Below are 22500 nucleotides of genomic sequence, written 5' to 3'. Positions count from 1 at the left end.
GTGTCCCTTCGAAGTGGTGAACTAGCTGTCGGCCCGCGCCGGAACCCGGGCCATCCGAGTGACCAGGACGGCTGCCGTGCCGAGCAGGCCGCTGAGGCCTACGACGGTTGAGGGTGAGAGGCCGGCCTGCACGGCCGCGCCGGCGGCGAGGAAGGCGAGGCCCTGGACGACCAGCAGGCCGGAGGCGGCCACGCCCATGGCGCGGCCGCGGAACTCCGGGGCCACCCGGCGTACGAAAATGGCGTTGAGCGGAACGATGAACGACGCGCCCAGGCCGGCCGCGGCCAGCAGGAGCAGCACCACCGGCAGGCCGGGGTCGAGGAGGGCCGGCACGAGGGCCACTGTGGACAGCACGGCGGCCGGCCTCAGCACGCGGTCGCGGGTTTCGGGGCTCAGCACGCGGGTCAGCAGGATGGCGCCCAGCAGGAAGCCGGCCGAGGGCGCGGCCAGCAGCAGTCCCGCTTGGGCCGGGCCGCCGCCGAGCGAGTCGGCCCAGGGATAGGCGATCGCCTCGGGGGCGAACGAGAAGGCGCTCGCCACCCACACCAGGGCGAGGCAGGTGCGCAGCCAGGGATCGGCCAGGATGTAGCGGATGCCGTCGCGCGACTGGGCCAGCAACCCGGTCGTCTCGCCCGAAAGGGTCGGGGCCGGGCGGCGGGCCAGGCCGGCCGAGATCAGCAGGGCCGAGGCCACGAAGGTCGCCGCGTTGCCGAGCAGCGACCACACCGGGCCGACGGCCGCGACGATCACGCCGCCGGCCACGAACCCGAACAGCTGGCTCAGCTGGCTGGTGATGTTGCTCAGGCCGTTACCGGCTATGTACGCCTCGCCCGGCAGCATCTCGGGCATCAGGGCGGCGCGGGCCGCCACGAACGGCGGCGAGAACAGGTGGGCCGCGTAGAGCAGCACGATCGCCACCCATAGAGGCAGGCCGGGCACTGCCACGAGGGCGATCAGAGCGGCCCGGGCCAGGTCGCAGACGATGAGCACCGACCGCCGGGGCAGGCGATCGGCGTACGTGGAAAGGACCGGCCCGCCGAGGACGCCGGGCAGCCACGAGCTGGCGTAGGCGACCGCCGACAGCAGCGCCGAGTTCGTGCGATCGAAGACCAGCACGGCCACGGCCACCGCCGCCACCTGGTCGCCGAGGTAGGACAGCACCTGACCGCCGTACAGGTAACGGAATTCCCGATAGGCGAAGAGCTCGCGATAGGTCGCCATGAGCGGAGAAGCGCCGCCCGACGTCCCGGGCGGCGCTCGTTCCCTAGCCCCAGGTCGCCCCGCGACGGCCCCAGGTCGCACCCTTGTTGTCCGCGGTCATGTCGAACTCCCTTCCCTGGTGTCAGGTCGGGTTCGACGATCGCTCATGAACCCTGCGGAATTCCTGCGGACAGCCGTTGCCGCACCTCGGCCGCGTTGGCGTGACCCAGGTCCTCGTAGATGGTCAGCGCCTCGCGCCAGGCGGCCGTCGAGTCGGCCGTACGCCCGCAGGCCTGATGGGTGTCGCCCAGGTGCACGAGCGTGTCGGCCACCCAGTACAGGTCGCCGAGCTGCCGGTAGAGGCCGAGCGCCGTCTCGTAGCACTCGACCGCCGCGTCGTACTCGCCCAGCCCGTGCCGGATGAAGCCGAGGCTGTCCCAGGCGGCGGCCCGGCTGTCGTCGCCGTCGCTGCTGTTCTCGAACAGGGCCAGCGCCCGCTCGCAGAACTCCAGGGCACCGGCGAAGTCGCCCAGCTGCGCGCGGTAGAAGCCGATCGTGTTGAGCGTGTTGGCGCTGCCGTAGCCGGAGATCTCGAGGGCCTGTTCGGCGTGGGCCAAGGCGTCGCGCATCCGGCCCTGCCGCTCGCACAGGATCGCCATCTCGTGGTGGACGATGGACTGGCCGTCCCGGTCGCCGGCCCGCTCGTGCAGTTCGAGCGCCAGCCGGTAGTGGCGGTCGGCCTCGGCGGCGCGGTCCAGCAGGGTCCAGGCCCGGGCGAGGCGGGTGTGCGCGTAGGCCCGGGCCGGCTCGTCGAGGACCGTGGCCAGCGCCCTCTCCCACACGGTGACCAGGTCGTGCCACGGGCCCTGGCGGTAGAGGAAGGTGTCCAGCGTCCAGGCCAGCTGCCAGGGCCGGTCGCCGTCGGTGCGGGCGGCCCAGGCGAGCAGCACGGCCCGTTCCGCCGCGAACCAGCGCATCGCGGCCTCCTGGTCGGCGAGCGGCTGACCGGCCGCCTCGATCGGCACGACCGGCGCCGACCGGGCCGGCACCAGAAGCATGGCTGCCGTGAAAGCGGTGCCGAGGTAGTGATCGAACAGGCGGGCCTCGTCCTCGGCGCGGACCGCCGGGTCGGTCTCCAGGGTTTCCGCGTAGGCCCGCATGAGGTCGTGCAGGCGGTACCGGCCCGGCGCGTGCTCGGTGATCAGATTCGACCGGGTCAGCTCCCGCAGTCCGTCCGCGAATCCCAGCGCCGCGGCCGAAAAATCGGGTCCCGGGTGTACGCCGATCCGGCGGAACAATCGGGCCGCGTCCAAGGTCAGCGCCTCGTACGACCACGAGAACACCGCCCGTACGTCGGTGTCAGGGGTGTCGCCGGCCAGCGGGGCCCACCGGTGCCGGGTGCCGGCCAGCCCCTCGGCCAGCGCCGCCAGGCCGAGCCCGGGCTGCATGACGGCGTGCGCGGCGGCCAGCGTGAGGGCCAGCGGCAGCCGGGCGCACAACCCGATGATCGCGTCGCCCGCCTCGGCCTCGGCCGCGGTCCGGTCCCGGCCGAGCCGCCGGTCGAGCAGTTCCCGCGCCTCATCGTGGTCGAGCACGTCCAGGTGCAGCGGCTTGGCGCCGTCCGCGGCGACCAGCCCGGTGAGCTGGTTGCGGCTGGTCACCAGGGTCACGCAGGCGCCGGCGCCGGGCAGCAGCGGGCGCACCTGGTCGCTGTCGCGGGCGTTGTCGAGCACCAGCACCAGCCGCTTACCGGCCAGCCGGCTGCGCAGCAGCGCCGACTGCGCGGCCGGGTCGGCCGGGATGCGGGGCGCCGGGACGCCGAGCGCGCCCAGGAAGCCGCGGACCGCCTCGCCCGGATCCATCGCCGTGCCGCCTGGGCCGAAGCCGCGCAGGTCGACGTAGAGCTGGCCGTCCGGGAAGCGGGCGGCCCCGCGGTGCGCCCAGTGCACGGCCAGGGCGGTCTTGCCCACGCCGGCCGAGCCGCCGATGACGGCGAGCGCCGGGACCTTGTCCAGCTGGGCGAGCGCGCCGGCCCGGCCCGCGAAGTCGGCCACGTCGGCCGGCAGCTGGGCCGGAACCGGTTCGAGCGGGGCCACGGCCGCGGCCTCGTTGCTGGTCAGAATGGCGGCGTGGGCGGCCTGGGTGGCCGGGGCGGGGTCGGCGCCGAGCTCGTCGGCCAGCCGGCGGCGCAGGGCGTCGTACTGGCCGAGCGCGTCGGCGGTGCGGCCGGTGGCGTGCAGCGCCCGCATCAGCGCGACCGCGACCGGCTCGGCCAGCGGCTGCTCCCGCACGATCGCCCCGAGCGGGCCGATCACCGCGGCCGGGTCGCCCGTCGCCAGTTCGGCCTCGGCCCACGCCACGACCGCGAGCAGGCGTTCGGCGTCCCACGCGGCGCGCATGGCGGCGGGCCAGTCACCGGTGAGGCCGGCCAGAGGCTCGCCGCGCCACAACCGTACGGCCGAACGCAATTGCGCGACGTCCCCGTGCGCCCCGGCCAGCGCCCGGAACCGCAGCAGGTCGACCTGGTCGGCGGGCAGGTCGAGCAGGTAGCCGCCCGAGCGCCGGACCAGCGGATCAACCCCGCCCCGGCGCAGCGCGCCGCGCACCCGGGCCAGGTGCGACTGCAGCGAGTGCCGGGCCCGGGCCGGCACCGCCTCGCCCCACACCCGGTCGATCAGGGTCTCGGCCGTGACCACCCGGCCCGCCTCGCAGGCCAGCGCGGCCAGCACCGTGCGCTGACGCGGCTCCCCGACCGGCAGCGGCCGGCCGCCGGCCCAGAGTTCGACGGGCCCCAGCAGACGTACCTCAAGCACAGCGCTCCCGGCGGGGTAGAAAGATCCACACGTAACGATCCCTGATCTTGAAGACCACAAAGGACACGATCCGATACCAACCCGCCCTCTCTTCGCCGTGAGTGGTTAGTGTCTCGCCAACGGTGACCAGCGTCACGAGTGGCTGTCCGTACCCAAAGGACGAGGGGATCAGGATGCGTGCATCACGAATGCGGGCGACGAGGCTCCGGGCGGTCATCGCCGCCGGCGCCGTCGCGGCACTGACAATCGGCGCGGCCGGCTGCGCGGAGAGCGACCGGGACAGCGGTGGCGGTGACTCGGCCGCCGGTGGCACCTTCATCTTCGCGGGCGCGGGCGATCCCAAGAACTTCGACCCGATCTTCAACGACGACGGTGAGTCGTTCCGGCCGATCCGGCAGATGTACGACACCCTGATCACCCACAAGCCGGGCACCGCCGAGCTGGTCGGCGGCCTGGCCGAGAGCTGGGAGAACGACCCCTCGGGCAAGGTGTGGACGTTCAAGCTGCGCCAGGGGGTCAAGTTCCACGACGGCAGCGCGCTGGACGGCACGGCGGTCTGCGCCAACTTCGACCGCTGGTACAACATGAAGGGCGAGGCCGCCCAGTCGCAGATGATCTACTACGCCGACGTGTTCGGCGGGTTCGCCGGCAACCCGGACGCGGTCTACGACAACTGCAAGGCGCCCGACGCGAACACCGCTGTCGTCACGATGAAGAAGTACAAGGGCGCGTTCCCGGGCGCGTTCACGCTCACCGCGTTCTCCATCGCCAGCCCGACCGCGATGAAGCAGTACGACGCGGACAAGGTCACCCAGAACGGCGACTCGTTCTCGTACAGCGCCTTCGCCAACGAGCACCCGACCGGCACCGGCGCCTTCACGTACGGCGGCTGGAACAAGGCCACCGGCGAGATCACGCTGAACAAGAACCCCGACTACTGGGGCGACAAGGCCAAGGTCGACAAGATGATCATCAAGATCATCAAGGATGAGAACACCCGCAAGCAGGAGCTGCGCGCGGGCACGGTGCAGGCCATCGACTTCCCGGCCCCGGCCGACCGCAAGGCGCTGGCCGGCGAGGGTTACAAGGTGCTCGACCGGCCCGCCTTCAACATCCTCTACCTGGGCATCAACCAGAAGAATCCCAAGCTCAAAGACCTGCGGGTGCGCCAGGCCATCGCGTACGCCCTCAACCGAGCCCAGCTCGTGCAGACCAAGGGCCCGGGTGGCTCCGCCGTGGCCGACGAGTTCCTGCCCAACACGGTGCTCGGCTACGCCACCGACGTGCAGAAGTACGAGTACAACGTGGACAAGGCCAAGCAGCTGCTGTCCGAGGCCGGGGCCACCGGGCTGACGCTGAACTTCTACTACCCGACCGAGGTCTCCCGCCCGTACATGCCGAACCCGCAAGAGATCTTCACCGTGCTCGCCAACGACCTGCAGGCGGCCGGCATCAAGGTCAACGGCGTCCCGCGCCCGTGGAACGGCGGCTTCAAGGACGACGTGCAGCAGTTCGGCAAGCAGGACCTGCACATTCTCGGCTGGACCGGCGACTACAACGACCCCGGCAACTTCGTCGGCACGTTCTTCGGCCGGGCCAAGCCCGAGTTCGGCGACGACGCCATGACCGAGATGTTCACCGCCATCGGCAAGGCCGACGCGACTGTCGACCAGGCCGGCAAGAAGGCCGCGTTCGAGCAGGTCAACCGCGACCTGGCGGCCAAGTGGCTGCCCGCCGTGCCGATCTGGCACGCCCCGCCGGCCATCGTGACCACCAAGAACGTCGAGGGCCTGGTGCCCAGTCCGCTCACCGCCGAGGAGTTCAACACCGTTTCGCTGACCAAGTAACCGATCCATGCTGAGAGTCATCTCGCGTCGGCTGGTCCAACTGGCAGTCACGCTGCTCGCCCTGACCACTTTGGTGTTCTTCTGGCTGCGCAGCCTGCCCGGCGGACCGGTCGACGCGTTGCTCGGTGAACGCGCGACCCCACAGACCCGTGAGCTGCTAACCCGGGCCCTCGGCTACGACCAGCCGATCTGGGTCCAGTACGGCAAGTTCCTGCAAAACGTGGTCACCGGCAACTTCGGCAACTCCATCCGCACCGGCGAGCCCGTCACCGAGGTGATCGGGCGGGCTTTCCCGGCGACCGTCGAGCTGGCGGTCGCGGCGATCATCATCGCGATCGGGCTGGGCGTCCCGCTCGGCTACCTGGCCGCCCGGCACCGCGGCCGGGTGCTCGACAACGCGACGATCATCGTCACCCTGGTCGGCATCTCGATCCCCATCTTCTTCCTGGGCTACCTGCTCAAGGACTGGCTGACCCAGGGCGTGCACGTGTTCCCGCCCTCGGGCCGGATCAGCACCGGCCTGGACAACACCGACGTGACCGGGTTCTTCGTGCTGGACGGGCTGCTGACCCGGGAACTGGACGCCTCGGCCGACGCCCTGTGGCATTTGGTGCTGCCGGCCGTCACCCTGGCCACGATCCCACTGGCCATCATCATCCGGATCACCCGGGCCAGCGTGCTCGACGTGCTGGACGAGGACTACATCCGCACCGCCGACGCCAAGGGGCTGCGCAGTCCCACGATCCGCAAGCGGCACGTGCTGCGGAACGCGCTGTTGCCGGTGGTCACCATCATCGGCCTGCAGACCGGGGCGTTGCTGGCGGGCGCGGTGCTCACCGAGAAGGTCTACAACTGGGGCGGGCTGGGCACTTTGATCACCGACTCGATCAGCGGCAGCCGGGACTATCCGGTGCTGCAGGCGCTGATCCTGCTGGCCGCCGTCGTCTTCATCGTGGTCAATCTGGTGGTCGACCTCTCGTACGCGGTGATCGACCCGAGGGTGCGTGTGCGATGACCCGGGCCCTGTCCGACGTCAAGCGCCGCCGCATCGACGAGCTCATCGCCCACACGTCCGACGCGGGCGGGGTCAGCCTGCTCCGCGACGCCGGCCGCCGGCTGGTGCGCAACCCGACCGCGATCGTCGGGGCCGCGATCATCGTGCTGTTCCTGATCATCGCGATCTTCGCCCCGCTGGTGGCGCCGCACGACCCGGTGCAGCGTTTCCCCGAGCTGACCCAGAACCTGACCGTGGACACCATCCCCGGCGCCCAGGCCGGGCACCCGCTGGGCAGCGACCCGCTGGGCCGCGACTTCGCGTCCCGGATGATCTACGGCGCCCGCCAGACGCTGTTCGTGGGCGTCCTGGCCACGCTCATCGGCCTGCTGGCGGGCGTGCTGCTGGGGGCGGTCGCGGGAGCGGTCGGCGGCTGGGTCGACGCGGTGGTCATGCGCCTGACCGACGTCATGCTGGCCCTGCCCAGCCTGCTGCTGGCGATCACGCTGGTCGCCCTGGCCCGCGAGTCGTCGCAGTGGACGGTGATCGTCGCGGTGGCCATCGTCAACGTGCCCATCTTCGCCCGGCTCCTGCGCGGGTCGATGCTGGCCCAGCGCGAGAGCGACCACGTGCTGGCCGCCCGCGCGCTCGGCGTGAAGCAGCGGCACATCGTGTCCCGGCACATGCTGCCGAACTCGCTGACCGCGGTCATCGTGCAGGCCACACTGACGTTCGCGGTGGCCATCCTGGACGCGGCCGCCCTGTCGTTCCTGGGCCTGGGCGACCCGGACATCAACCGGGCCGAGTGGGGGCTGATGCTGGGCGTGGACGGCGTGCGCTATTTCGAGGTACGCCCGGAACTGGCCTACTACCCGGCCCTGGCCATCATCCTCGTCGCCCTCGGCTTCACGCTGCTCGGCGAGAGCATCCGTGAGGCGCTCGACCCGAAGAACCGGCGGTGATCTGAGATGCCCCTTCTCGACGTACGCGATCTGTCGGTGGTCTTCCAGCGCAAGGGCACCCGGCCTGTCCGAGCCGTCGACGGCGTGAGCTTCACGGTGGAGCCGGGCCAGACGGTCGGGCTGGTCGGCGAGTCCGGCTGCGGCAAGTCGGTGACCAGCCTGGCCATCATGGGACTGCTCCCCCGCCGCGGCAACAAGGTCACCGGCGAGGTCCGGTTCGACGAGACCGACCTGCTGAAGCTGCGCCCGCAAGACCTGCGCGACTGGCGCGGGCGGGACATCGGCATGATCTTCCAGGACCCGTTGTCGTCGCTGAACCCGGTCATCCCGCTCGGCCTGCAGGTGGCCGAGGTGCTGGAACGCCACCAGGGCCGCACCCGCAAGGCGGCCTTGAAACAGGCTCGCGACCTGCTCGACGCGGTCGGCATCCCCGACCCGGACCGGCGGCTCGACGAGTTCCCGCACCAGCTCTCGGGCGGCATGCGGCAGCGGGCCCTGATCGCCATCGCCCTGGCCTGCAAGCCGCGCCTGCTGATCGCCGACGAGCCGACCACGGCGCTCGACGTGACCATCCAGGCCCAGATCCTGACGCTGCTCAAGGAGCTGGTCGACGACTCGGGCACGGCGCTGGTGATGATCACCCACGACCTCGGGGTGGTGGCCGGTCTGTGCGACACGGTCAACGTGCTCTACGCGGGCAAGGTGGTCGAGCGGGCCTACCGCCACCAGCTGTTCGCCGAGCCACGACATCCGTACACGCACGGGTTGTTGCAGTCGGTGCCCCGCCTCGACGTCGACCGGGGCGAGCGGCTGCACCAGATCCGCGGCTCGGTCAGCGACAACATCCCGTGGTCGGAGGGGTGCGCGTTCGCCCCGCGGTGCGACCGGGTGATCGACGACTGCATCGGCGAGACCGTGCCGCTCGAGCCGACCTTCCGCGGCGGCGCGCTGCGGTGCACGAACCCCGTACCGCAGGAGGTGCCCGCGTGAGCGACGCCCTGGTCGAGATCGACGACCTGAAGGTCCACTTCCCGATCAAGAGCGGACTGCTTTTCGACCGTACGGTCGGCTACGTCTACGCCGTCGACGGTGTCTCCTTGAAAATCAAGCGCGGCGAGACGTACGGCCTGGTCGGCGAGTCCGGGTGCGGCAAGTCCACGCTGGGCCGCGGCCTGCTGCGCCTGGTCGAGCCGACCAGCGGCGGCATCACCTTCGACGGCACCGACGTCCGCGCGCTCAGCGGCGAGCGGATGCGCCTGTTCCGCCGCCGCATGCAGATGGTGTTCCAGGACCCGATGTCCAGCCTCGACCCCCGGCAGTCGGTCGAGTCATTGCTCATCGAGGGGCTGAAGGCGCACGGCCTGCGGACCTCCATGCACGAGAAGCTGCGGTCCACCCTGGACTCGGTCGGGTTGCCGGCGTCGGCGCTGAGCAAGTATCCGCACGAGTTCTCCGGCGGGCAGCGGCAGCGGATCGGCATCGCCCGGGCCCTGGTGCTCGACCCCGAGCTGATCGTGGCCGACGAGCCGGTGTCCGCGCTCGACGTGTCGATCCAGGCCCAGGTGGTCAACCTGCTGGACGACCTGCAGGAATCGCTGGGGCTGACCTATCTGGTGATCGCGCACGACCTGGCCGTGATCCGGCACATCTCCGACACCATCGGAGTCATGTATCTGGGATCGCTGGTGGAAGAGGCCACTGCGGACCAGCTGTACGAGCGCCCCCTCCACCCGTACACGAAAGCCCTGCTCTCGGCCGTGCCCATCCCCGACCCGCTGGTCGAGGACAGGCGCGAGCGGATCCTGCTGGCCGGCGACCTGCCGTCGCCGGCCAACCCGCCCAGCGGATGCCGGTTCCGCACGCGCTGTCCCTGGTCGCAGATCCGATGTGCCGAGGAGCGTCCCGAGCTGCGCGTGTTCGACGACTCCGGGCAGCGGGTGGCCTGCCACTTCGCCGAGCAGATCCTCAGCGGCGAGCTGCGGCCGCACGAGGTCCGCGCCGAACTGGTGCGCCCCGCCGGGGACGCGGCCGTCGACGCGGAACTCATCCCCACCCAGGGTGACCTTCCGACGCCCTGAGATCAGCCGAGGTACTTCTCCCACGGGCCGGTGATGGCCAGCGTCAGGCCCGGGTCCTGCATGTTGACGAAGAGGACACGGCCGTCGTCGGTGAACGCCGGCCCGGTGAACTCGGAGTCGTTGAGCTGGTTGCGGGCGATCGCGTAGGTCGGGCCGCCCGGGAACGAGCTCAGCACGTGCGACGCGCCGGCGCCGTCCTCGGCCAGCACCAGGCTGCCCCACGGGGTGACGGTGACGTTGTCCGGGCCGTCGAAGGTCAGGTCGGTGTACCTGGCCGGGGCGCCCTCCTCGGCCGTGACCTGGTGCGGGAAGTACGTGACGAGCTGAATCGTCTGGTTGCGGTAGTGGTAGAACCACACCATGCCGTCGTGCGGGGCGGCGTCGGCCGGCAGTTCGCCGTCTTCCCACGCGTACGAGTTGACGACGTACACACCGTCGTCGGTGCCCCACACGCCCTCGAACTTGCGGCCGCGGGTCACCTCACCGTCGGCGAACTGCTCGCGTACGGGCTTGGTGCGCGCGTCCCGCTCGGGAACTTCCTTCCACCGTACGGGGAACGGCCGCCCGAGCTGGGCCGACGTCAGGTACGCGACGTCGGGCAGCACCGAGCCGTCGTCCATGATGATCTGCATGGCGGCCAGCACACCGGCGTCCGCGGGCAGGCGGGTCAGCACCTTCGGGCCCACCTTGACGCCCCGCGGCGCGGTCCAGCGGTAGAACAGGCCGTTGGGCTGGTCGGCGTCCTCGGACAGGTAGATGTGGGTGCGGTCCTTGTCGATGGCCAGCGCCTCATGGGCGTACCGGCCCAGGCATTTGATCGGCCGCGGGTCGGAGCTGCCGTCGGCCCACACCTCGAAGACGTAGCCGTGGTCCTTCTGGAAGACGCCCGTACGGCCGCTCTCCTCCCACTTGTCCCCGGCCCGATCCTCGGTCTCCTCGCAGGTCAGCCACGTGCCCCACGGGGTCGGGCCGCCGGCGCAGTTGGACACGGTGCCGCTGATGGCCACGAACTCGCCCAGGTTGCGCCCGGCCCGGTCGGTGGTGATCACCGTGCAGCCGCCGGAGTCGAGGGCGCCCGGGTCGTAGACGGTGCCCCGGACGTGCGGCACGCCGAACTCGGCGCCCGGGTCGTTCTCATGGTTCTGGATCAGCGTGTACCGGCCGCGGCCGGCGTCGAAGACGGCCATGCCGTCGTGGTCGGACGGGGTGACACCCTGGCCGTGGTCGAGGCGGGTGACCCCGGTGCGGGTGACGACCGCGTAGCGGAAACCCGCGGGCAGGGCCAGGATGCCGTTCGGGTCGTCGACGAGCGGCGGGAACGGGACGTGGCCGCCCGGGGCCGGCGGACGGCTCGGGTGGGCTTGGGCGAGGGACGGGACGCTCCCGGCGACGGCCAGGCCGACACCGGCGGCGGCGCCACCGGCCAGAAAGGTGCGACGTGAAGCAGGCATGGCGCCCAGTCAACGCACATGGATCGACACCGATAGCCCGCGCGGGCGTCCGGCGGGCGATATCGGCGTGAAGAATCCGGGTGGCGTTAAGGTCCGCTGAGCGGATCTTTAAGGGTTCCTTAGCTTCGGGCCGGGACCGGCGCGGATGCAGATACTTGGATCTCCACCCCCACGCCCGAGGAGATTCACCGTGCCCGCCCACGCCCGCCGCAGCCTCCGACCCGTCCTGCTGATCGCCGTCGCGGTCGGGGTGATCGGGGCCAGCTCCGCCGGCATCGCCGTGGCGCGGTCCTCGTCGGACGACTCTCGTACGGCCGCGTCCGCCCCCGTCGACGCGGAGCCCCTGAACGCCACGCCCGGCCCGGACCTCGAGACGGAACTCGCCGCCGACCCGCTGCCGCCGTCCTCGTCACCGACCGCCAGCCCGTCCCCCAGCACGACCACCACGGCCAAGCCCACCCCCACCCCCACGGCGAAGCCCACCACCGCCGCGCCCCGGCCGACCCGGACCAAGACGACCAAGCGCCCGACCAAGTCGCCGACGAAGACGAAGACGCCGACCACCCAGCCCCCCGCCCCCGAAGGCGGCAGCTCGGACACCGTGACCGAGGTGATCCGCCTGGTCAACGCCGAACGTTCGAAGGCCGGCTGCGGCGCCCTGACCGGCGACGCCCGCCTGCACCGCTCGGCCAAGAAACACTCCGACCGGCAGGCCGCGCAGGAGACGATGTCCCACCAGCTGCCCGGCGAAGCTTCGATGGGCGACCGAGTGTCGGCCGAGGGCTACCGCTGGGGCGGCGTGGCCGAGAACGTCGCGGCCGGCTACCAGACCCCGGCCGCAGTCATGGAAGGCTGGATGAACAGCGCCGGCCACAAGGCCAACATCCTGAACTGCGGCTACAAGAACATCGGCGTCGGCGTGACGAAGTCCGGCAAGGGCACCCGCTACTGGACCCAGAACTTCGCGTCGCCCCTCTGACCCGCACCCCGCGGCGGGCCCGGGCCGCTGTAGTCCACCTTCGCGAGCGGCCGGGCCGCTCTGATGCGCATTTCGCGAACAGGGCTACATCGATCCGCACTTCGCGAGAGGCCGGGCCGCCGCGATCCGCACTTGGCGAGTGGCCGGGTCACTATGACTCGCCCTTCGCGAGCGGCCGGCCCTGCGACCTGCACTTCGCGAAAGCTGCGTTGCCGTGGCCCGGAAGCGGGCTGCTGTAGCCGGCAACCGGGCCGGGGTGATCGGCGACGGCTGAGACGGCCGACGCGGGCCGGGCCGACACCAGTCGTTACGACGAGCGCGAGCCCGACGACCGGCGGGCGGGCCGGAATAGGCGGCGCGAGCCGGGCACCGGTGAGCGGCCCGGGGTGGCCCGAGCGATTCGAGATGGCCGGCACAGGTCGGGACGACAAGGGAGCGGGCGAACGACTGGCGCGGACCCGCACCACCGATGTCGACCGAGACGACTAGCGCAGGCCGGCGTCACCGGTAACGGTCTCACTGTCACCGGCGAACGCGCCGGCATGGCCGATGAGCGGGCGACCGACCGGCGGGAGCCCACACCATCCGCGCGGTCCAAGACGACCAGCGCGAGCCGACACGACCGGCAACGGATCCCCCATCACCGACGAGCGGTCGGCATAGCCAGCGAGCGAACGAACGACCGGCGCAAGCCCACCACCTGCTCGGACCGAAACGACCCGCGCGGACCGACGCGACCGGCAACGGGCCCACTGTCACCGGCGAGCGGGCCGGGATAGCTGGCGAGCGGCGAACAACCGGCGCAGGCGCCGTGGCGACCGGCGAGCAGTGAGCAACCGGTGAGCGGGCCGGGGTTGCCGGCCCGCTTTCGCTCAGTTGAGCGCCAGTTCGGCGCTGGGGAAGGTGGTGAAGGACGGGTTGATGTCGGATTCGCCGGGGGCGCCGTCGCAGCGGCGGTTGGGGTTGAAGGCCAAGTAGGTGCCGGAGCTGCAGGGGGTGGCGAATTCGGCGTCGCCGCCGACTACCACGTTGCCGGTCAGGTTGGCGCCGGACTGGATCAGGGCGTTGTCCTTCACGACGGCGTTGCCTCCTACTGTTCCGCCGTTTATCCAGGCCAGGCCTTCGATGCGGGCGTTGCCGGTTACGGTGCCGGCCATCACGGCGGCCTTCGGGCCTACGTAGGCGGTGGCGGCTACGTTGGCGTTGGCGGCCACCCAGCCGCCGCCGTTGGGGTGCCAGCGGCCTCCGTTGGTGGCGGCCGGCTTCACGTAGCCCGCTTCGAAGCCCGACGGCGTCGCGCCGGTGAGACGGAACTCGTACGGGAAACGACGGGCTTTGTTGTAGCCGTCGAGGAAAGCGTAGTGCGGCACGGCGGTGGGGGTGGCCGTGACGACAAGCCACACGTCGCGTTCGCCGGACTGCAGCTGGAACGAGAGCTGGCCGTCGGTGCCGGTGACGAGCGGCGAGTAACGCGGGGTGCCGTTGCGGACGGCGACCAGCCCGTACGTCCAGCCGGTGGCGCCGGTCTCGGCGTGGCCCTTGAGCCGGATCCGCACCAGGCCGCCATCGGTGGCGGGCACCAGCTTGATCTTGTTGAAGCCGTAGTCGGACGGGGCGACGCGGGCGTTGATGCGGTAGTGCCCGAGCGACTGGTCGACCGCCTCGACGTTGCCGCCGTTGTACGCGTTGTTGAGGAAGCCGGCGCCGTACACGTTGTTTATGAACGGCATCAGTGTCGACCGGTTGCCGAAGTCGTACGTCGCCGTACGGGATGCGTATTCGCCGACGCGCCGGTTGAGCTCGGCCTGGGTGATGCCGGCGACGCGGCGGTACGTCTCGAGGGGGTGCTCGGTGTTGCGGGCCTCGTTCCAGATGCGGTTGACCATCGCGAGCCCGTCCCGGTCCTTGATGTACTGCAGAAGCATCCAGTTGCCGTAGTGATGGCGGCTCGAGCTGTAGTACAGGTTCTCGGAGCGCAGCCACCGGCTCAGGTCACCGGCGGCCGTGGTCGGCAGCGCCTGCATGGCCATGAACTCGGCCGTCGTCTCCCAGAACGTGCCCGCGCTCGCGTCGGTGAAGCCATAGCCGGAGCGTCCGAGGAACGTGTAGTTCTGGAAGACGTGCCCCAGTTCGTGGGCCAGTCCCCACGAGCCGGGCAGGGCCGCCCGCGGGTCGATGTTGATGACGCCGACCCGCCCGTCGACCGAGCCGCCGGTGGCCCAGGCGTTGAGCTCGGTGCGGTTCCACGTGTTGGTGACGATCACGATGATCTTGTGCTGGGCCAGCAGTCCCTGCTCGGGCGTGAACTGCATCGTGTTGACGTAGAACGAGTACAGGTTCTCGAGCTGCGTGATGATGTTGCCGGCGTCGAACTTGTACGGCGAGGGCGCGGCCGCCGGGTCGGTGCCCGACTTCTCGCCCCACAGCAGGATGAAGTTGTTCGACTCGCGGGTGCGGTTGGCCGCCCACGGCACCTCGCCGGTCTGCGTCCACCGGGCCGGTATGTAAACGGTCTTGGCCGCCGCGGCAGCCGGCAACGAACCGACCGCGGCGGCCGGCCCCGGCGGCAGTGCGGACAACGCACCGGCCAGCACCACCGCCGCGGCGGCCGAGCCGAGCAGACGCCGACGAAGAACATTCATCACCATCACCATCCTTTGTCAGGACGGCTCACGGTAATCACCGAAAACGGTTTCGGCAATCGGCGTTCATCAATGCTTAAGAAAAGGTGGGAGCGCTCCCTGTGCAGGTGGGCGGCTCAGAGGAATTCGCTGCGATAGGTCGAGGCCAGTTCGGCCGCGCGCTTGCGACGCTCCAGCATCTCGGCCTCGGAGAGCTGCGGCGGAGGCGCGTCCTGGCTCGCGACGCGGTCGCCGATGCGCATGAAGTACTCGTCCTGGCCGGCCGGGGTGCACATGCAGAGCATGCGGGCCGGCGCCCCGGAGGCGTTGCGGAAGTTGTGCGGGGCGTTGGCCGGAATGTTGATCGTGGACCCGGCCCGGACGACGTGCTTCTCGCCGCGGAACGTGAACTCGATCTCGCCCTCGAGGATCGTGAACATCTCTTCGAAGTCGTGCCGGTGCGGGGGCGGGCCGCCGCCGTCGGGGACGCGCATGTCGATCAGACAGTACTTGCCGTCGGTCTGCTCGCCGGTGATCAGCATGGCGTAGGTGTTGCCGACCAGCGAGATGAACGTGGTGGCCGGGTCGTCCGGGTTGGCCACGGTCAGCGACCGGGCGGGGTTGTCGTCGGGAAGCACGGTGTCTCCTTCGCGGGTGGGCAGAACGAGCTCGCGGATGGGCAGAACGAACTCACGGACAAGCAAGACGAACTCGCGGGTGGGCCGGACGAACACGCACGCGCGCCGGACAGATTCGCGGGCCGGGCCGGGCCGGGCCGGGCCGAGCCGAGCCGAGCCGGGCCGAGCCGGGCCGGACAGGGCGAGCGAGCGGGCAGGGCGAGCGAGCGGGCAGGGCGAGCGGGCAGGGCGAGCGGGCGGAACGGAACTCAGGCGACGATGACGACCTTGCCGTGCACGCCGCCCTGGGCGGCCTCGGCGTGAACCGACGGCAGCTCGGCCAGCGGCACCCGGCGGGCGACATCGACCCGCAACTCCCCCGCGTCGACCAGCTTCACGAGCTCGGCCAGCTGGGCGGCGTCGCTGCGGACGAACAGGTCGATTCCCCGTACGCCGCGCTCCTCGTCGCTGGGGGCGGGCATCCACACCGTGGTGCTGACCAGGACGCCGCCGTCGCGCACGAGGCCCAGCAGCGCGGCCAGCTGCGCGGGCTCGATCGGCGCCAGGTTGAGCACCACGTCGACCGGCTCGCTCACCGCCGCGGTCACCTCCACGGCCGAGTGGTCGATGATCTCGTCCGCGCCCTGGGCCCGCGCCGCGCTGTGCGGGCCGGCCACGGCGATCACGTGCGCGCCGGCCCGCTTGGCCAGCTGCACCGCGTACCCGCCGACGGCCCCGCCGGCGCCGTTGATCAGCACCCGCTGCCCGCTCTTGAGCCCTGCGTGGTCGAACAGCGCTTGAAAGGCGGTGAGCCCCACGGCCGGCAGTGCCGCCGCGTCGGCCAGCGGGATGCCGGTGGGCGCGGTCGCCAGGATCTCGGCCGGGGCGACGACGTACTCGGCCGACGCGCCCGCACCGGTCATCGGCAGGAACCCGATCACCTGGTCGCCGGGCTGAAAGCCGGTCACGCCCTCGCCCAGCGCCTCGACCGTGCCGGCGACGTCGATGCCCGGCGTGTGCGGCAGCGTGACCGGGATCGGGCCCTGCATGTAGCCGCCGCGGATGTTGCCGTCGATGCCGTTGAACGTCGTGGCCGCGACCCGGATCAGCACCTGGCCGGGGCCGGCGACGGGCTGCTCGGCGTCCTCGTACCGCAGGACTGACGGGTCGCCGTACTCGTGGAAACGCACTGCCTTCATGGGGATCCCTCGCCTCTCTCAGTTGCTTCGTTTTCGAAGCACATTCAGACCGTAGCATGCTTCGGATTCGAAGCAACACTTCCGGGATGTGAGCCGGCTCGCATCCGCGGCCGCTCTTGCTCATCGAGCTTCGCGTGCCGGGAAGGCCGGATGAAGGTCGAACTTATCCACGGACAAGTCGTCCGGGGATCAGCGCCGCACGCCCGCCAGCAGCTGCAGCTTCTCGTGGCTCGGCGTGCCCGGCACGGCCGAGAAGACGAGTAGTTCCTGAGCCTGTTCGGGGTCGATCAGGCGTTGCCCGTACAGCTCGAGCTCGCCCAGCTCGGGGTGCCGGTAGCGCTTGAGGTCGTGGTGGTGGGTGACGTCCACCTCGTGCCGCCGCCACACCTCGGCGAACTCCTCGCTGACCTCCAGCAGCGCCGCGACGATCTCGCCGGCCCGGCCGGTCGGGTCGGCCGTGTACGCCGTCCGGAGCTCGACCGTGAAGACGCGCCCGCGCACGTCGTGGTCCTCGGACGGATAGAGCGCGCGCTGCTGCGGGTCGGTGAACCACCGGTACACCAGGTAGCGGGCCATGCCGGTGAACCGGGTGTAGTCGCCGAACAGCGCCACCGCCGGCGGCGTCTGCAGCAGGCACTGACCGAACTGGTTGAAGACCACGGCCGGGGTGTCGGAGAGCCGCTGGACGATGCGCATCATGGCCGGGCTGACGTGGTCGTCGTCCACGATCCGCCGCGGCGCCGGGTGCCCGCCCAGGTCGAACAGGTGGTCGCGTTCGCCCAGGCTCAGCTGCAGGGCCCGGGCCAGCGCGGCCAGCACCTGCTCGGACGGCATCGGGCCGCGCTGCTGCTCGATCCGGCCGTAGTAGTCGGTCGACACCCCGGACAGCGCCGCGACCTCCTCGCGCCGCAGCCCGCCGGTCCGCCGCCGGGCGCCCCGGGGCAGCCCGACGTCCTCGGGTTGCAGCGCCTCGCGCCGCGCCCGCAGGAAGTCGGCCAGCAACGCCCGGTCCATGTCAGTTGCCGCGGCCGCGCGCGGCGCGGGGCTTGGCCGACCGGGGCGGCGTGGCCCGCATGTGCTCGCGCACCCGGCCCAGGATCGCGCTCAGGGCGGCCAGATCCTGGCCGTTCATCGGCTCGAACAGCAGCTGCCGCACCCTTTCGGCGTGCTCGGGGAGGACCCGGGCGATCAGGTCGCGGCCGGCGTCGGTGACCGTCACGATGACGCTGCGCTCGTCGTCCGGCGAGGGCGAGCGGGTGATCAGCCCGCGCTTGTCGAGCAGCCCGGCCTGGTAGGTGAGCCCGCTGCGGCTGTAGACCACGCCGTCGGCCAGGTCGGTCATCCGCAGCTTGCCACCCGGGACGTGCACCAGCCGGGCCAGGATCTGAAACTGCACGTAGCTCAGGTCGCCGGCCGACCGCAGATGCTCGTCGACGGCGTACTGCAGCAGGCTGCTGACCTCGGTCAGGGCGAAGTACGCGCCGAGCTGCTCGGAGTTCAGGCCAGGCGTCGGGTCGGTCACGCCGGCCATCCTACGTGCTTCGAGCTCGAAGCAACCAGGGCCGGGGCCGGCGTCAGAACAGGGCCGGGGCCGGCGTCAGAACAGGGCCGGGGCCGGCGTCAGAGCAGGTCGACGCCGGCGTCAGAGCAGGGCCGGGATCGCCGAGAAGACGGCGTCCGGGTCGTAGCGGCGTTTCAGGTCGAGCAGGCGGCCCAGGTTGCCGCCGAACGAGTCCCGGGCCCGCGCGTCGTCCTCCGGCCCGAGCAGATTCGGGTAGCCGCCGGGCAGGGCCACCGGGTCGAGGGCCGCGGCGACCGAGTCGGCCCAGTCGCGATGCCGGTCGGCCGGCTCGCCCGGGGTCCAGGTGGCGATGATCTCGATCGGGTGGTGCGGCACGCGGTGGGCGAACGCCGTCCCGGCCGGGTCGGCCTTGGCCGCCGCGCCGTGGAAGTGGTTCACCACCAGGGCCGAGAAGGGCGAGGTCACTCCGTACGCCGCAGAGGTCAGCGCCTCGGCCGCGTGCGACGACACGGAGGCCAGCCAGCGGCTGCGCAGCAGGCAGTGCGTGCCCTCGACGATGTTGGCGTCGAACATGCGCAGCGCCGCCGCGTACGGCATGGGCTCGATCCGGTCGACCACCGGGCGGCCCAGCGACCGCAGCCGCCCGATCAGGCGCTCGCCCGCGGCCTGGTCGTCGCCGCACCAGAACGGGCACAGGAAGGCCATCGGCCCACCGGGACCGGGCAGGAAGCCGGTCATGACGGTCAGCTCGTCGGGCCCGGTGGCCACGATCTCGGCGTAGCCGTTGAGCACGGCCGGCCCCTCGTCCGGCGGGAACAGCAGGATGCCGGCCAGGATCGAGGGCAGCTCGTGCAGCCGGAGCCGCAGGCTGGTCACGACGCCGAAGTTGCCCCCGCCGCCGCGCAGCGCCCACCACAGGTCGGCATCCGCCTCCGGTCCGGCCACCACCGTACGGCCGTCGGCCAGCACCACGTCGGCGCTCAGCAGGTTGTCCGCGGCCAGCCCGAACCGGCCGATCAGCGGCCCGTACCCGCCCCCGGTGGTCAGCCCGGCCAGCCCGACCCCGCTGACCACCCCGGTCGTGGCGACCAGCCCGTGCGGCGCCGCGGCCGCGATCAGGTCGGACGACAAGGCTCCACCCTGGACGGTGGCAACGCGGCCGTCCGGGTCGACGGTCACGCCGCGCATGCCGGTGAGGTCGACGACCATCCCGCCGTCGCGCAGCGCCCGCCCGGCCCAATCGTGGCCCCCGGCCCGTACGGAAAGCGGCCGCCCCTCGTCGCGCGCCACCCGGACCACCGCGCTCACCTCATCGGCGTCCGCGCATCGGCCGATCAGAGCCGGATGCCTTTCCACGTCGGCGTTCCACACCCGCCGGGCGGCGTCGAACCCGCCGTCGCCGGGAGCGATCAGCCGCTCCCCCAGCCTGTCCCGCAACGCCCGCACGGCCCCTGAGTCCGTCATGGCCGGACCCTAGCCTCCCGGTCACCGATCGTGCCGTCACCAACACGACAGGTCAGGCGGTCTCGCGCAGGGCGGTGGCCAGCTTGCGGCGGGAGGTGATGGACAGCTTCCGGAAGATGCGGGTCAGGTGGTACTCGACGGTGGAGGTGCTGAGGAACAGGCGGGCGGCGATCTCGCTGTTGGTCGCCCCGGCCGCGGCCAGGCCGGCCACCTGGCGTTCCTGCGGGGTCAGGTCGCGGTCGGCGCGGTCGTCGCGGGAGCGGGGGCGCTCGCCGGTGGCCTGCAGCTCGGTCCGGGCGCGGCCGGCGAAGGCGGTGGCGCCCATGCGGGTGAACATGTCGTGGGCGGTGCGCAGCTGGGCGCGGGCGTCGGCTCGGCGGCGGCGCCGGCGCAGCCATTCGCCATAGAGCAGGTGACTCCGCGCCAGTTCGGTCCTGATGTGCGTACGAGTCAATAATGCGATCGATTCGCGGTAGTGCGGCTCGGCCTGGTCGTCGTCGGCCATCAGAGCGCGGCAGCGGGCCAGCAGGCCCAGGCCCCAGGGCGTGCCGCTGGCCGGGGCCCGTTCCTCCAAGCGGACGAGCGCCGCCTTCGCCGCCTGATGGTCGCCGCTGCGCACTCCAGCCTCGACGATCTCGTGCAGCGACCGGGTCGCGGCGCCGGGCTTGTCGCGCTCCAGCGAGGGCCGCAGACAGTCCAGCGCCTCCGGATACCGGCCCAGGCTGATCTCCAGCACGGCCAGCGAGTTGCGGACGAGGAAGCCGAGCCCGGTCGCGCCGGCCGCGAGGGACCGCACCTCGTCCTCCCGGCCGCGCCAGGCCAGCAGCTCGATCCGCTCGACGCCGCCGACCAGGAGCGGACCGAGCACCTTCGAGAGGTCGGCCGCCTCGTCCTGGAGCGCTTCGGCCGCGTCGAACCGGCCCGCCCTGAGCTCCCAGGCCACCCCGACCGCCAGAGTGGTCCGCAGCGTGCCCAGGGCGCCGCTGCGGCGGTCGTACGCTTCGAGCTCGTTCCACATCCGCCGGCCGGCTTCCTCGTCCCACAGGTCGTCGGCGGCGAGGAAGCTGATGACGGCGAGCGGCGGGCCGTCCTCGACCAGGGTTTCGTCCGCGGCCAGCGCCTCACGCAGCAACGGCACGGCGTTGACGTAGTCGCCCGCGAGGCGCGTGGCGCAGCCGACCAGGAACAGGTCGGCGTACGTGACCCGATCCGGCCGGGCAGCCGGCATGTCCAGCACGCTGCGGGCGATCTCGAGCATGGTGGCGTGGTCGTCGGTGATCAGGACGACCTGCATCGCCTCGAACATCATCTTCCGGGCCAGCGCGGCGTCCAGGGCGGCGATCGATTTCGCCGCCTCCAGCAGGATGCCGGGCGCGTTGGCGTACTGACCCGCGTACATCTCGGCGGTCGCCCGGGCCTGCCGGGCCAGCGCCCGCGGCACGGGACGGTCGAGGCCGGGCTCGGCGCGGTCGAGCATCCGGCCCGCCGCGTCCGGGTCGCCCAGCACCAGGTGGGCCCGGGCCGCCGCGACCAGGCGGGCGGCCTGCGCGCGGGGGTCGGGCGAGAGGTCGGCCGCGCGGGCCAGGAAGGCGGCCTGCTCGGCGTGACCGCCGCGGGACCGGGCCCGTTCCGAGGCCTGCTCCAGCTGCGCGGCCACCTGCTCGTCGAGCCCGATGGTGGCCTGCGCGCGGTGCCACGCGTGCCGGTCGGCGTCGAGCGCGGAGTCGTACGCGGCAGCCAGCGCCGCGTGGACGAGCCGCCGGTCGGCCGCCTCGGCTCCGCGGTACACGGCCGAGCGGATCAGCGGGTGCCGGAAGTCGAGCGCGGCGGTCAGGATGCCCTCGGCCAGCGCCCGGTCCATGTGGTCGGCGGCGATGCCGAGATGGGCGGCGGCCCGCCACAGCAGCGACGGGTCGCCCGGCGGCGCGGCCGAGACGAGCAGCAGCAGCAACCGGGTCTCGGCGGGAAGCGGCCGGATCTGCTGCTGGAAGTGCGTTTCCAGCCGTACGCCCGCCGGCAGCGGCCTGGGCAGGGGGACGAGGCCGGCCAGTTGCCCGGCGCTGAGCGTGCGGGCCAGTTCGGTCAGGGCCAGCGGGTTGCCGCCGGACCCGGCCACGAGCGTCGCTGCCACCTCGTCGTCGAGGCGACCGGCCACGCCGGCCGCGAGCAGGCTGCGGGCGTCCTCTTCGGGCAGTCCGGACAGGGTCAGCGTGGGCAGATCGCCGACCGGCGCCGGGCCGTCCGGCCGGGTGGCGAACAGCAGACCCAGGGCCTCGGCGTGCAGGCGACGGGCGACGAAGGCGAGGGCGTCGGCCGACTCCCGGTCCAGCCACTGCGCGTCGTCGATCACGCACAGCAGCGGTTCCGGCGTGGACGCCTCGGCCAGCACCGTGAGCGCGGCCATGCCGACCAGATAGCGGTCGGTCGTGCCGCCCGCGGTGTGGCCGAAGGCCGTCCGCAGGGCCTCCCGTTGCGGCTCCGGCAGCGCGTCGATGCCGCCCAGCCACGGCCTCAGCAGCCGGTGCAGGGCCGCGTACCCGAGGCAGCTCTCCGGCTCGGCCCCGGCGATCGGCACCACCCGGACGTCCGGGCAGCTCGCGGCCACCCGGTCAAGCAGGCTCGTCTTGCCGCTGCCGGGCTCGCCCACGACGACCAGCGTGCCGCTGCGCCCGTCGCGGACTCCGGCCAGCAGATCAGCCAGCACTTGCTGTTCATGGTGACGGCCGATGAACCCCATCGCGGCACCACCCCCC

The 22500-nt window shown here is 71.9% G+C and carries 16 protein-coding genes; 6 read left to right on the top strand and 10 right to left on the bottom strand.

Annotated features, from left to right (window positions below; genetic code table 11):
• Window positions 1-21 precede the first annotated feature (21 nt).
• Together OWR29_RS01250 and OWR29_RS01245 are read right to left on the bottom strand one after the other, a co-directional pair.
• Window positions 22-1221 carry an MFS transporter gene (locus OWR29_RS01250; protein ID WP_267560366.1) on the bottom strand — a complete coding sequence of 400 codons (1200 nt, stop codon included), beginning with the start codon at window positions 1219-1221 and terminating at the stop codon, window positions 22-24.
• A gap of 143 nt (window positions 1222-1364) precedes the next feature.
• Window positions 1365-4013: an AfsR/SARP family transcriptional regulator gene (locus OWR29_RS01245; protein WP_267560365.1), complete on the bottom strand. Its 2649-nt coding sequence runs from the start codon at window positions 4011-4013 to the stop codon at window positions 1365-1367.
• A 173-nt stretch (window positions 4014-4186) separates the two neighbouring features.
• On the opposite strand from OWR29_RS01245, the gene OWR29_RS01240 reads away from it, so the two are divergent.
• Genes OWR29_RS01240 through OWR29_RS01220 form a run of 5 tightly spaced genes read left to right on the top strand, consistent with a single transcriptional unit; the run spans window position 4187 to window position 9894 of the window.
• Window positions 4187-5860: an ABC transporter substrate-binding protein gene (locus OWR29_RS01240; RefSeq protein ID WP_267560364.1), complete on the top strand. Its 1674-nt coding sequence runs from the start codon at window positions 4187-4189 to the stop codon at window positions 5858-5860.
• Window positions 5861-5867: 7 nt separating this feature from the next.
• Complete coding sequence (locus tag OWR29_RS01235; protein ID WP_267560362.1) at window positions 5868-6875, top strand: ABC transporter permease; 1008 nt, start codon at window positions 5868-5870, stop codon at window positions 6873-6875.
• A complete protein-coding gene (locus tag OWR29_RS01230) occupies window positions 6872-7816 on the top strand; it encodes an ABC transporter permease (protein ID WP_267560361.1) in 945 nt (314 codons plus the stop codon). Before OWR29_RS01235 ends, OWR29_RS01230 begins: the two co-directional genes overlap by 4 nt.
• Before the next feature lie 6 nt (window positions 7817-7822).
• Window positions 7823-8806, top strand: a complete 984-nt coding sequence (locus OWR29_RS01225) for an ABC transporter ATP-binding protein (protein ID WP_267560360.1) — start codon at window positions 7823-7825, stop codon at window positions 8804-8806.
• A complete protein-coding gene (locus OWR29_RS01220; protein WP_267560359.1) occupies window positions 8803-9894 on the top strand; it encodes an ABC transporter ATP-binding protein in 1092 nt (363 codons plus the stop codon). The genes OWR29_RS01225 and OWR29_RS01220 overlap by 4 nt, the downstream gene beginning before the upstream one ends.
• A gap of 2 nt (window positions 9895-9896) precedes the next feature.
• Here OWR29_RS01220 and OWR29_RS01215 read toward each other — a convergent pair whose 3' ends face one another.
• Window positions 9897-11345 (bottom strand): alkaline phosphatase PhoX, encoded by a 1449-nt coding sequence (locus OWR29_RS01215; RefSeq protein ID WP_267560358.1) that lies wholly within the window; start codon window positions 11343-11345, stop codon window positions 9897-9899.
• A gap of 190 nt (window positions 11346-11535) precedes the next feature.
• Here OWR29_RS01215 and OWR29_RS01210 point away from each other — a divergent pair, with 190 nt between their 5' ends.
• Window positions 11536-12324 (top strand): CAP domain-containing protein, encoded by a 789-nt coding sequence (locus OWR29_RS01210; protein ID WP_267560357.1) that lies wholly within the window; start codon window positions 11536-11538, stop codon window positions 12322-12324.
• Window positions 12325-13196: 872 nt separating this feature from the next.
• Here the strand turns inward: OWR29_RS01210 and OWR29_RS01205 are convergent.
• From OWR29_RS01205 to OWR29_RS01175, 7 genes are all read right to left on the bottom strand, one after another.
• On the bottom strand, window positions 13197-14966 hold the full coding sequence (locus OWR29_RS01205; protein WP_267560356.1) for a DUF6055 domain-containing protein: 1770 nt from the start codon (window positions 14964-14966) through the stop codon (window positions 13197-13199).
• 116 nt (window positions 14967-15082) lie between these two features.
• Window positions 15083-15583: a cupin domain-containing protein gene (locus OWR29_RS01200; RefSeq protein WP_267560354.1), complete on the bottom strand. Its 501-nt coding sequence runs from the start codon at window positions 15581-15583 to the stop codon at window positions 15083-15085.
• A 248-nt stretch (window positions 15584-15831) separates the two neighbouring features.
• Window positions 15832-16761 carry an NADP-dependent oxidoreductase gene (locus OWR29_RS01195; protein WP_267560353.1) on the bottom strand — a complete coding sequence of 310 codons (930 nt, stop codon included), beginning with the start codon at window positions 16759-16761 and terminating at the stop codon, window positions 15832-15834.
• Window positions 16762-16950: 189 nt separating this feature from the next.
• Entirely contained in the window at window positions 16951-17775 is an 825-nt protein-coding gene (locus OWR29_RS01190) for a helix-turn-helix transcriptional regulator (protein ID WP_267560352.1), read from the bottom strand.
• Between the two features lies 1 nt (window position 17776).
• Complete coding sequence (locus tag OWR29_RS01185; RefSeq protein ID WP_438872544.1) at window positions 17777-18283, bottom strand: MarR family winged helix-turn-helix transcriptional regulator; 507 nt, start codon at window positions 18281-18283, stop codon at window positions 17777-17779.
• Window positions 18284-18403: 120 nt separating this feature from the next.
• On the bottom strand, window positions 18404-19747 hold the full coding sequence (locus tag OWR29_RS01180) for an FAD-binding oxidoreductase (protein WP_267560349.1): 1344 nt from the start codon (window positions 19745-19747) through the stop codon (window positions 18404-18406).
• 52 nt (window positions 19748-19799) lie between these two features.
• Window positions 19800-22484 carry an ATP-binding protein gene (locus OWR29_RS01175; RefSeq protein ID WP_267560348.1) on the bottom strand — a complete coding sequence of 895 codons (2685 nt, stop codon included), beginning with the start codon at window positions 22482-22484 and terminating at the stop codon, window positions 19800-19802.
• Window positions 22485-22500: the final 16 nt, after the last annotated feature.

Source organism: Paractinoplanes pyxinae, assembly GCF_026626335.1.
GTDB classification, from domain to species: Bacteria; Actinomycetota; Actinomycetes; order Mycobacteriales; family Micromonosporaceae; genus Actinoplanes; species Actinoplanes pyxinae.
Note: the sequence above shows the minus strand (reverse complement) of the source record. Positions and strands in the feature narration are given on the sequence as shown.